Origin of the sequence: Terriglobus saanensis SP1PR4 (genome assembly GCF_000179915.2) — a bacterium.
Classification (GTDB): domain Bacteria; phylum Acidobacteriota; class Terriglobia; order Terriglobales; family Acidobacteriaceae; genus Terriglobus; species Terriglobus saanensis.
Window position 1 is genome coordinate 2,729,372 of sequence record NC_014963.1, and the last position, 12,111, is coordinate 2,741,482.

Genomic DNA, 12,111 nt, shown 5'->3' on the forward strand with positions numbered 1-12,111 from the left:
GGACCCAGAACTTAACGGGACCCAGAAGCGCAGAAAAAATTACCGAATATACCGAAGAAGCATTCTTTGCCGTAGATCTTTTGTGATTATTTGTCTTAGGCTCTCAACATGTATGAGTTCGCGGCATTGTCTGCGGAGGCCGTGGGCTGCCTTCGCGTCGTTCCTCGGAGCAGTCTTACCCGCGCGAACAAAATCCTTAAGTCTTCCGCACGAGGTGCAATGAAACTCTCCCCCGCTATGCTTGCTCTTCTTGCCACAAGCTTTGGCCTTTCGGCCCAACAGCCTGTCCCTCCGGTAAGTACACCTTCTTCGGCCACTCCCGCTATAACTCCGGCGCAATTGCGCCCTCCCGCTCAGGGCACAACTCTGCAACCAGACGCATCCGGGCTCTATACGATCCGGCGCTATGCTTCTCTGGTCGTGCTCGATGTAGTCGTACAGGACGCCAAGGGCAACATCGTCACGGACCTGAAGCGAAATGACTTCCATGTCACCGAGGCCAAGGAAGATCAGACCATCCTCAACTTCGAGGAGACAGGTTCGCACCTTCCCGATGTCTCTGCTGCGGCCATCAATTCGACGCAGGATCTGGATAAGACCGCTCCGCGAGCGCCGGTGAATATCATTCTGCTCGACGAGTTCAATACGCGCTTTGAGGACATGGCCTTCGCGCGGTACTCGCTCAAGAAATTTCTGGAGAAGCAGCCGGACAAGCTGACCACGCCGACGATGCTTCTTTCTGTGAGCTTGGAAAAATTCACCGTACTCCACGACTACACGCAGAACAAGCAGGATCTGATCGACTCGCTCGACCATCATTTCGTGGCATATCCATGGCAGACGCACCAGTTCGCGTGGATTGCTGAGCGCTACGGTACGGCCTTCAGCACGTTGATGCGTGTGGCCGAGGCGACGCAGGGTCACCCCGGTCACAAAAACATGATTTGGATCGGCCGCGGGTTTCCGCCGTTCAATTTTCAAAACGTGCCGATTGATGCGCAGAACCGCGTGAACTCCTTGGTGCAGCAGTGTGTGAACATGTTGCGAGATGCGCGGATCACGCTGTATACAATCGACCCTGCTGGCCTGCAGGTGAACAACACCTACGGTTCAGCCGCTGAGTTCAACGATCCCTTCGGTGGCAACTACCAGTTTGCAAAGCTGGCGACCGCGACAGGCGGTAAGGCTCTCTACGGACGCAACGACGTGGACGCGGAGATCGGCACAACAGTGCGTGACGGCGCAAGCTTCTACACATTGACCTATCGGCCTGGAAACACTTCCCTGGATCCGCAGAAGTTTCGCAAGATCAGGATCACACTGGACCGCCCGGGGCTGGTGGCGACTACACGGGAGGGTTACTACCTGCAGGGTGGGCCCGCTCCGGTAAATCCACAGAACCCGTCCCGACGTCTGGCCTTCGACCTGATCTCAGCAGCCGATAGCACCATGGTCTACGACGCCGTACCGATCAGCGTGTTGCCTTCGCCGACCGATCCCGACAGCTTTACCGTGCGCATCGATGCGAAAGGTCTCGTATGGACCTTTGCAACCGACATAGAGAAGCGTCACGCCGACCTGGTGATGATGGTCACGACCTTCGACAAAAAGGGCAAGGAGCTTAAGCGCTCGGCGCATTCGATGAAAATTACCGCGCCAGACGGGGTTCCTCCTACCGGTCGAATTGAGATCGGAACGCAGCTTCCGGCGAAGATCGAGCATGACACGAAGGCGGTGCGGGTGCGATTCGTGGTTCGCGTGAGCCAGACCGGCCGTATAGGAACGGCTGACCTGACTCTGCCGGGCAAGCCTTAGGCCAAATTCACTAAAATTCATTTTTCGCTGTGTGCGTTTGCTTGTTTATCGCCTGAAGGAAACGTAACCTCATCCGTCGATGTCGTCGTCGTTCCAAACCTGGGGTTCAGGTAATGTTCGAGAAAGGCTAACTCTTTCTGCCATGCATCCAGCCGATGCGCTGGCTGAGAAAATCCATGCATCTCACCGGGATAGGTAAAGTAGAAGTAGGTCTTGTGGTGTCCGGCGAGGGCCTTGGCAAACTCTGCCGATTCCGCAGGTGGAACCTGTGGATCATTCTCTCCATGCAGAATCAACAAGGGAGTCTTGATTTTATCGATGGAGAGCAGTACGTTGGCACGGCGATAGACTTCGGGCTTCTCTGTAGGGCTGCCTCCCATCTTCATCTGCCAGCGAATCGACGATGAGGGATTAGTACGGTAGACGAAGAGTTCACGGTCGACTACTCCATACATCTCGATTGCTGCGGCAAAGAGTTCGGGATAACGAGAAACAGCATAGGCGACCATTGTTCCACCGTGGCTACCGCCAGCGATGGCGACACGCGCTGGATCGACGAGACCACGATCGATCAGGTAGTGAACGCCAGCTGCAACGTCATCCACTTCGCCGCCATTTGAGTCTTCTACGTTGAGATTGCGGAAGACTTCGCCGTAACCTGTGCTTCCACGGTAGTTCGGTTCGAGAACAGCATAGCCTGCCTGGGAGAGATACTGTGCCCATTCGTCAAGCCGGAAGACGTCCTGCCCTTCCGGGCCACCGTGGATCAGCAGAACTGCAGGCAGCTTCGTTCCAGGCTTCGTTTGGCGAGGCGTATACAGAAGACCGACGATTTCCTTGCCGTCCTTGCTCTTCCACGTTACGCGTTCCGGAATCTGTGTGGCAGCGGAGAAGTTCTTTGGCGTTGTATGCGTCAGGTACTTCGGGGCCGATTGCGAACCAATCTGTTGCACGAGCAGGTCCGATGTTTCCTGCGGCGACTGATGGTGAAAATAAATACTGCTGCTATCGGGAGACCACTGCGGCTGAGAGCTGATTCCAGGGACGTCGAACTTCACGACTTGCTGAGCATCGCCGCCATTCGCTGGAATGGTCCACAGATTCGTTGCTTCAAGCAGGCCGCGGTTCGAGAGGAAGGCAAGACTCTTTCCGTCGGGAGAGTACGCGGGATCTTCGTCTTCGAATTTTCCATCGGTAATCTGTTTAGGCTGGCCGCCCGCAGCAGGGATGAGATAAATGTGGTTCCAGCCGGAGTTTTGCAGCACGGTAGCGAGAGTCTTACCGTCCGGAGACCAGATAGCACCGCGAATAGACCATCCGCCTCCGCGATCGACAGGAGCGGTGTAGAGCACAGTGGGTTCGCCAGCTGGCAGGCCAGAATGCGCGTCAAGTTTAAGCACGTTGAGACGACCGCTGAAGTATTCCTTTTTGCGAGAGACGTAGACGATGGAGCTGCCGTCGGGAGACCAACGGCCATCTCCAGCCTCATCATGCGGACCGGTGAGGAAACTCGTGGTTGCACCGTCGGCGCTGACAACGAGCAAACTGTTTATGCCACGACGACCGCTCTGGAAGAGTATCCAGTGCGCATCCGGCGACCAACGCGGACTGCGATCAGCCGCCTGGCGAGGATCGCCACCGCCAGCAGGCGAGTTCGTGAGACGCCGCGGCGAACCGCCCGACGTAGAGACGACCCAGATGCTGCCCTGACTGGCGAAGGCGATTTGCTTACTGTCCGGCGACCAGGCCAAGCCGGATTTGCCACCAAGCGAACTGGTCAACGGAATTGGCCAGCCGCCTTCCGCTGGCAGGAGAACGATCTGGCCTGAACGTGTCAGGGCCACAGTCTTGCCGTCGGGTGAGAGAGCGGATTCACCGATGGGTTCAGGCGAGAGCAAGTCTTGCAGGGTTAAGTGTTCACTATCTTGCGCATGCATGGTGGTCATCGCATCCGTTGATAGAAACAAAAGTGCAAGGGCAAGAACGCGAATGCTTCGATTCAACGTGTACATGAAATCTTCCTTGAGATCAGAGATCGGAGGCTGTTCGCTCTGCATGAGCAGGGATCTCCCTTCATGCAGAGATAGGTGTGGATTAGAAGTGATAGCGCAGGCTGATCTGCGCCGAGCGCGGCTGTTGAATGTTCTGTAGTGAACCGAACGTGGCAGAGGAAGCATTATTGCCATTTACAAACTGCTGTCCGGACCCATTATTCGTAACGTTATAAAGATTAAAATCGGCTTCCACTTTCTGACTGTCCGTAATTCTGAACTCACGGCCTGCCAGAACATTCCACTGGATAAGCCAGGGGCACCAGATCTGTCCAACACCGCGGTTCGTATACTTGAACCGGTACGGTGTCGCCAGCGGATTCGAGACTGTACGACCATTAATGGTGAGTGTCGATGGACCGTACTGATTTACATAAGGAGTGCCAAGGGCTGTCAATGTTGTAATGACAGGTCCACCTGGTGTACCTGACTGCGCCGTCACAGTACTTGATAGTCGAACTCCCCACGGGGCACGGTAGGTCAAACCGGTGCGCGATTGATTGCGCTGCCACATGCGGTTGCGTGTATCGCCGGTCCAGTCGTTGGTCACATTGCCGCGGACGGAACCGAGTCCGGCATTGTTTGCGAACTTTGTCGGCTCAATAATTGCACTAGGATCGTTGGGCTGCCATGTGCCGCCAAAGTGATCGGGAGAATAAGTATAGGTGCTGAAGAGCTGTAGCTTCTTTGTCTGCTTGCTCACAGTGACCTCGACTCCCTGGTAGACGAACCAGTTCCATTTGTTATTTGTGACGTAGTACGTATTGTTGAGCGCGGGATTGACGAGACCGCTCCAGACTGTCCCGCTCGCGGTCGTAGTGTAGACCTGGTTTGTATCGATCTGGACAGGACGATCTCTGTACTCTCTATCAATGTAGCTCGCGTCAATGACGACCCCACCCGGCAACTGCGTCCTGTAACCAATCAGCCACTCGCGCACGTAACCTTGATGGCGGTTCGGATCGAAGGTTTTTCCGAGTGAACTCGAGGTGCTGGCTGGCGTGACGATTGTGTCGTAGACTGTTCCGTTCGAGTTGTAGTAGGTATCCGTTGTAGCTACCGTGCTTGTTGCGGCGGTCCCCAAGTAGCTGGCATTGGTGATGTCCGTGATCTTAGTCCAGCTCGCACGAACTACGTTCTTCTGATTCTTTGTAAGAACATAGGCGACTCCTACACGCGGAGCGTAATTCCAGGAGTGCTGGGTTGTGACCTTGAACTGCTCATCGCGTCCGGATATCCAGTCAGGACGAAGCCCTGCCGTGATCGAGAGCCGCGCGATGGGATGCCAACGGTCCTGAATGTACCATGCGTAGTCATTGGCGCCAATGTAGCTGCTGAGGAAACTCGTCGTACCGCCAACCGACTGTGTGTGGAAGATTGTGTAGCCCTGCGTAGGATCGTTGGGATTGTTGAGAGCGGCATCCTGCTGAATAATGCCGCCGTTATTGGCATAGTAGGTCGTGACTTTACTTAGCTCATGCGGTTCCAAATAAAAGCCTGCACCGAGTTCATGGGTCCCCCACGCCTTGGGAACATAGTAGGTGACGTCGCCTGTCAGAGTCGGCTTGTCGGCCGGATTCACCGACACCGAAGATAGATTATTCAGCGTGGCGAGCGAAGCGCCCTGACCCGTATATTTTCCACCTCCGGAGGTATAAGTGAGATAGATATCCTCCTGGGGCTTGCTGCCTACACCGCCGATGGCGCCGAGGCTGCTGTTCACACTCTTATTGTTGTAAGAAACGAGGAAACGAGTCGTCAGACGTGACGTCCATTGCGAGATGAGACGAAGCCCGTAGGCACCCCCACCGTATTGGCTGTGAGCGATGTTTGCGGTGTACCACTGATAGTTCGCATCCTGCTTGCGGCTATCGTACTGAACAAGCGCAGTCAGCCTGTGCCGAGTGCCGAGTTGCACTGAACTGTTGCCGAGGAACACAAATCCACGAGACTCATTTGGGAACGTACCGAAGCTGGAAGAGATCTCTCGGAGATACGCGTCCTGCGCAGCTGTCTGACTGATCCCGTCGTTGCGATGAATGTACCGTCCAGAAGCAAAGAACCACGCGCGCTGCTTGACGATGGGACCGCCAAATGAGAAGTCGGGCTGTTCCGAAGCAGAAGCGGCTGCATTGCCGCCGGCTACGTTGTTTCCATTGAATGACGCCGGGCCTATGAGATAGAGAAGAGAGCCATGATACTGGTCCGCACCGACAGGGCTCGCCAGATTGATGACCATGCCCATCGCGGCTGGCGACGAAGCATCGTTGCCGCCTGTCTTGATCTGGATGTCGCCGAGAGATTCGTTGGCGATGCTGATGGTATTGGATGGCCAGTTCTGCACGAAGCTCCCGATGTCCATGCCATCGACGAGTGTGGCATGGTTTTCGTTCTCGGAGCCGCGGAGAAAATAAGTCTGGCCGCCTTGCGCGTCGCTCGAAGCACTGACGATGCCCGGTGTAATCTGCAGGGAGTCCGACCAGTCGTGACGGCCCGTGACCGGGATGTTGCGCAACAGTTCTCCACTAAGATTGACCGCCTGCTCAGCGCTTTGCGTATCTATCAAAGGCGCATCACCCGAGACTTCAACGGACTGCTGCTCGGAGCCGACTTTCAAAGGAACGTCGACCGCAACATTCAAACCCGCGCGGACGATCAAGCCCAGACGGATGAACTTCTCGAAGCCCGGAGCCTCGGCTTCGACCGTGTAATCCGTGCCCTGCGGCAGATCGGTCAGGCGGTAATTACCCTCCTGGTCGCTGACAGCTTTGAATGTTCCACCAACGGCTGGGCTATGCGCCGTAATGCTAACCCCGGCGAGCACCGCACCCGAACCGTCGATGACACGACCATGGATTGTGCCATCGGCGGATGTTTGTGCACAAAGTGGCGTTGCAGTTCCCGAGACAACGAGCAGAAGAAGCGAGAGAGCTATGAACATGATGCTTCGCACAAGCGAAGGGGTGAGTTGGCATTTTGCTAAATCAACTTGCTGTCGGGCAAACATAGAACTCTCCGGATTTTTCGTAAAGCGTGAAATACAGAAACAGACGCACGCATGCGAGCCTTTGACGGCGCCAATGACAGCGTGCTTTTCAAATTGTGCGTAGGTGCTTAGTGTTGGCTACAACAGCGAAAGTGCAGTTGACGGAACGTCACTAGTCACCTCCTTTGCGACCTGCGACTTCTGCAAGCGAGACACTCTTCGAACTGGAGTAGAGCAAGGAGTTGAAGAGGAACTTGTAAGTGACCTCAGACTGCGCGCGGTACTGTGGACGAAATCCGAAGAGCACGATACGGCCTTTGCCAACAGGCTCTTCCGCAATGGCTGCGGTGCCCTTGAGATATTTTCCGCCGAGGACCCAGCCACTGAGTAGTGGGTTGTCGCGCGTGTATGTGGCTACAGGGCGTGCGTCATTCGTAAGATTGAAACTAGGGCTGAGCTCGAAGAAGACTGGCACCGTTGGCGTAGAGCCGAAGGCGATCGGGTTGGAAGGGTCGACGGTTACTTCAAGAATAGAGCCCGGGATATAGAAGTCTTTGTTCGTAATGCCTTCAAGAGCATTAGTGACCGCACCGGGATTTTTTGTAGCATAGACCTGTGATGCGCGGTTCAATGTCACAATGGTGCCGCCCGCTTCGGCAAATGCTTTAAGACCGGCTATGCCTGCTTCGCCAAGCCCGCCACGGAACTCCGGAGGTATCTGCGGACCGCGCTCGGTCTCAGACGTCGCGGTACTTTGTAGGTTGCCGTTGCGCCTTGCTGCTCGCGCCGCTTGAGGCTCAGGGGCAGCGCCTTCTCCGCCGCCAAACCGACCAGTAGTGATAGCTCTGGGGGCGTTATCGGGAAGCACGATGACATCGAAGCGCTTATCGAGATCTCCCTTGCGGATGTCGGCGTCGACGACACGGGTGTAGGGGATGTTGTTCTGATCGAAGATCCAACGGGTCCAGCCTTCATCCATGGATGCAACCCAGCTCTGATAAAGCGCAATGCGCGGCAGCCTAACCGATAAGGCAGTGCCTGTAGGCGCGCTGGTTGCAGGACGGATCTTTATAGGAAACTTTTCAGCGAGTGCGGCCAAACGCTCATCGAGTCCTTTTTGACGAGGAATGTAGATGGTCCCTGGGCTTGTGCCTGGGCCGGTAAGGCGATAGGCACGCACGCCATCCTTGAGCAAGACGAAAAGCGCGTAGAGGCTACTGTTTGTCTCATCGTCGATGAGATAGCCCTTTGCGTTCGCTGTTTTTTCAAAGCGGCCGGGTGTAACCGTAGCCACCTCGACTTTGCGCGATGGAACGGAGAACTCTTTCTCGACGGGGGTTGCAGTTACGCCGAATAAGAGCGGCAGTGTCTGTGCGGTCACGTCGTACGGACGCTGGAGTGGGCCACCGGGGTATTCGGGAATATTGGGATACTTCTGAATCTCGAGGACGGTCTTGGCAAAGGCCCCATATGGTTGGGCAAGGTGAACGATATAGCTGCCGCTGGTGTAGTGCTTTCCATCCACGTCGAAGTCGGCAGTTGCTTGCTCGACTTCGTTATCGGCGATGCGAAGCGTGTTGATGAGGCGCGTGGTTGTGGCGGAATCGGTTTGCTCCGCAGGGATGATGTAGGCATAGGGGCCGGACTTGGAATGAACGGCGTGTTCGCCGATCTTGTAGTAGTTGCTGAGATAGCGCTCGCGATAAGTCGCGGCGTTGCTGGCGATCGAGAAGAAAGCGTCTATCTGGTATGCGACGATGTCGCCAAGTGTCCAGTGCCCGCCCTTCCAAGGGTCCGGGAAGTTCCAGGCCGCGACCTTTGCGTCATAGCCGATACCGCGGTCAAGTCGCTCGAAGGGGATATCGATCGGCGACGCGATGTTTACGCTCGCGGACTCGGTGAGCACTCGCAAGCCGTTATGCAGAGCGATGTAGTCGCGCAGCGGCGACCAGAAGTCGTAGACGCCATGAACTAGGACACCCTGCTTACCGGTGGCGGCAATGTCCAACGCTGTATTAGTTCCGAGAGCGTTCATGGAAGAGACGAGCAACGGGTCGACGTTTGGATCTATGGGATCGACCCACGGCGGTAAATAGATGCGCGGACCGTTCGAGCCCATCTGGTGGATATCGTAAAGAATCTGCGGATGCCAGGGATTAATGACCTTTTCAACGGCTAACCGCGTTTCGATCTGCGTGAAAGAACTCCAGTCGCGGTTGTCGTCGTGGCCCGTATAGTGCGCCCACAATACAACAGGGTTCGTTCCTTCATAGGGCGTACCGAGGTACTTCTTATACCAGTCGACCACTAGTTGCTGCCCATCGGGGTTGAGGGACGGAACAAGCACAATGATGACGTTGTTAAGGATCGACTGAATCTCCAGCGTGTTTCCGGTGGCGAGCCGGTAGGCGAACTCGGTTGCGCTTTGCGAGCTGGCAATCTCGGTAGAGTGGATGTTGCATGTAACCACTAGCACCGTCTTGCCCTGCGTGATGAGCTCCTTTGCCTGCTCCTCCGTCGTGATGCGGGGGTCGGCGAGTCGAGCCTGAATCTGCTTGTACTTGTCAAGATGGGCGATGTTATCCGCCGAGGAGATGGTAACTGCGATGAAGGGGCGACCCTCGGTAGTCTTGCCTATCTCCTCGGAGCGAATCCGGTCGGACTCTGTGCTGAGCTTCTTGAAGTATGCAGTCAGCTCCTTCCAGTCCGCGAGTTTGCGGTCTGTACCTGGCTTGAATCCAAAAGCAGCTTCCGGAGAAGTGACGGTTTGCTGGGCCGCGCTAGACCCTAAGCCGATCAGAAGAATAAGAAGGGATACAGCTCGTTTCATAAACTCCTCAAACACAATCAATCAGTTGGAAAACGGATCGACAGCTCTCTTCTTCCACAACACACAATAGGGTGCGGCATAAGATGAGCCCGAGCAATCAGTCTGAATAATGAGAAATTAGTCTTGGGGGGATGACACTAGGAGCGAACGGGCATGAAGCAACAACAGAGCGCGAGGCAATGGCGACGGTCTGCGAAATGGATGGTGTTCCTCATGCGTAGCCTCATAATACACAAGGAATAACCTAAGTGAATAAATCGCCTGCAAAAAATTGCGCCCCGTGAACCAGACGGCTCCGGACAAGTCGCGAGACTTGAAGCCGAATCCGCCCTATGTGTCCAAGGGCAGGCACATGAATCGGCTTTGCGCAGTTCGATCTAAATAGAGAAGGCGCCAAAGCGCTTCTTATCCCGCCTAACTCGACCTACGTTTTATCCCACCAGCATTCTGTTGACATCTGCGAGCTTAGGCATTGAAGGCTGTGCTCCTGTCTTTGAAACTGAAACTGCAGCTACTGCATTCGCGAATCGTGCCGCTTCGATCGGTTCCATGCCGTCACTTAGACCATAGGCAAAACCACCATTAAAGGCGTCCCCTGCGGCCGTGGTATCCACCACCTCGACAGGAAATGCTGGGAGGTACGTCGTTTCCATCGCCTCTCCAGCTAGAAAAACGCCTCTAGATCCCATTTTCAAGATGACGTTCCGAACGCCGGTATCTAAAAGGTGTTGTGCGGCAACTGCTGGCTCAAAATTTGGATTCCCACGTAATCCCTGAAGCAGAATCTGTGTCTCACTCTCATTCGGTGTAAGCCAAGTCACGTTGCGCAACAGTGTCGGCGGCAATTCGCGCGCTGGAGCAGGATCGAGCATGAACGGAACGCCAAACTCCCTGGCCAATTCGGCGAGTCGTTCCACCGTAGGGAGCGGTATCTCCAGTTGCGACAGGATGAGAGAAGCGCTCCGAAGCTCATCAAGGTAGAGATCCAGATCGGCTGGTTGCAGTGAATCATTCGCACCAGGAATGACCACGATCGAGTTGTCCCCAGCAGGGGTGACCATGACTACAGCGGAGCCAGAGGGACCAGGTACGCTCTCAACACAGTGCCTTGAAACACCGGCAGAGCTCAACTCATCGAGAAGTTGCGTTGCAAAGAGATCTTCTCCAACACGGCCTATCATCACCACATTGCCACCAAGCCTGGCGGCGCCGACAGCCTGATTCGCTCCTTTACCGCCAGGATATGTGGCAAAACTTTGTCCCGTGATGGTCTCTCCCGAAACAGGCATCCGCGGCACGAAGGCCACGAGATCGAGATTGATACTGCCAACGACAACAATTTTCTTCTTCATGCAGCCGATTCTCCATGTGCTCTATCTAGAGCTAGCGGGGGATGAGAGGAGCAACGGCAATTGCGCCGAGTCCCGTTAGAAAGAAGAAAAACATCCAGGGAATAAGTCGCTTTGAAGTGGCAGGAGCCGAGGCAAACTCTTTCCAGATCACAACACCCCAAAAGGCAGAGATCATCGTTGCGCCCTGTCCGATAGCGTAAGAAACGGCTGGTCCAACGGCACCCGCGCGTGCTGCTACAAAGCTGGCCACTGCGCCGGTGCACCATACCAAACCGCCAACCATTCCCCAGAAGTGCCACGACTTGCACGCAACTCGATATTCGGAAAATGCAACAGCACTCTCCCCTGTGAGCGAGTGCTTCATGAGCCACGCATTGAGTGGCAGAGAACAGAGAGCAACACCGACGGCGAAAACAAATGCGACCGCATAGGGCCCAAGAGAGCCTGTCCCGATGCTCGAGCGTGCCACGAAGGGATAGAAGCTTCCCATCAATACGCCACTCACCACACTCAAAACCACGCCTCGCTTACTAATTGCCTTGCCCGCTTCACGCCTTTTATAGGCGAGAGCATCCAGCACAATTGCAACCGCAACCAAAGCAACTCCGCCAAAGATCAGAAGCGGATTGCTTGTAGGTTGAATGAGGTAATTCAACACAACACCCACAATGAGTGCGAGGCCGATACCAACCGGAAACGCGACGGCCATTCCTGCGATGTCAATGGCGGCTACTAAGAGGAGGTTCGCGATGTTGAAAATCACTCCACCTAGAATTGCGAACAGAACGTGAGAATGGTCGGCTGAGCGCAGGTTCTGCAGGAACGACGCCGGCCCACCGTATATGCTGCCGAGTGTGAAGCCCCAGACAAGGCTACCGAGTACGATGCCAATCACGTAATCCCAATAGAAAAGCGAGAACGCATAGCCCATGGTGAGCTTGCGCGTATTTGCCCAGGATCCCCAGCACAGCATGCTGGCAATCATGAGCAGTAGAGCGATCCAATACGCTTCTGGTTGATACAACAGACACCTCTTGGCATGAATACATACTTGCACTTGAACGAAAAGATAGTGGA

Annotated in this window: 6 protein-coding genes; 1 reads left to right on the top strand and 5 read right to left on the bottom strand. The window is 55.2% G+C overall.

What is annotated here, in order from left to right; genetic code table 11:
• The first annotated feature begins 219 nt into the window (after positions 1-219).
• Positions 220-1,815, top strand: coding sequence for a VWA domain-containing protein (locus ACIPR4_RS11215; RefSeq protein WP_144312399.1), 1,596 nt, complete (start codon positions 220-222; stop codon positions 1,813-1,815).
• 17 nt (positions 1,816-1,832) lie between these two features.
• Here the strand turns inward: ACIPR4_RS11215 and ACIPR4_RS11220 are convergent, their stop codons facing one another.
• The 5 genes from ACIPR4_RS11220 to ACIPR4_RS11240 form a co-directional block, all read right to left on the bottom strand.
• Positions 1,833-3,872, bottom strand: coding sequence for a S9 family peptidase (locus tag ACIPR4_RS11220; RefSeq protein WP_013568787.1), 2,040 nt, complete (start codon positions 3,870-3,872; stop codon positions 1,833-1,835).
• Positions 3,873-3,909: 37 nt separating this feature from the next.
• Positions 3,910-6,807 (bottom strand): TonB-dependent receptor, encoded by a 2,898-nt coding sequence (locus tag ACIPR4_RS11225; RefSeq protein ID WP_041586050.1) that lies wholly within the window; start codon positions 6,805-6,807, stop codon positions 3,910-3,912.
• A gap of 217 nt (positions 6,808-7,024) precedes the next feature.
• Positions 7,025-9,682 carry a M14 family metallopeptidase gene (locus ACIPR4_RS11230; protein ID WP_013568789.1) on the bottom strand — a complete coding sequence of 886 codons (2,658 nt, stop codon included), beginning with the start codon at positions 9,680-9,682 and terminating at the stop codon, positions 7,025-7,027.
• A gap of 431 nt (positions 9,683-10,113) precedes the next feature.
• A complete protein-coding gene (rbsK, locus tag ACIPR4_RS11235) occupies positions 10,114-11,034 on the bottom strand; it encodes a ribokinase (protein WP_013568790.1) in 921 nt (306 codons plus the stop codon).
• 31 nt (positions 11,035-11,065) lie between these two features.
• Positions 11,066-12,058, bottom strand: coding sequence for a membrane protein (locus tag ACIPR4_RS11240; RefSeq protein WP_013568791.1), 993 nt, complete (start codon positions 12,056-12,058; stop codon positions 11,066-11,068).
• Positions 12,059-12,111 lie beyond the last annotated feature (53 nt).

Bases quoted from the DNA above. Each gene is read 5' to 3' on its own strand.
- ACIPR4_RS11215 (WP_144312399.1), top strand. From the start codon at position 220: ATGAAACTCTCCCCCGCTATGCTTGCTCTTCTTGCCACAAGCTTTGGC.
- ACIPR4_RS11220 (WP_013568787.1), bottom strand. From the start codon at position 3,872: ATGCAGAGCGAACAGCCTCCGATCTCTGATCTCAAGGAAGATTTCATG.
- ACIPR4_RS11225 (WP_041586050.1), bottom strand. From the start codon at position 6,807: ATGTTCATAGCTCTCTCGCTTCTTCTGCTCGTTGTCTCGGGAACTGCA.
- ACIPR4_RS11230 (WP_013568789.1), bottom strand. From the start codon at position 9,682: ATGAAACGAGCTGTATCCCTTCTTATTCTTCTGATCGGCTTAGGGTCT.
- rbsK (WP_013568790.1), bottom strand. From the start codon at position 11,034: ATGAAGAAGAAAATTGTTGTCGTTGGCAGTATCAATCTCGATCTCGTG.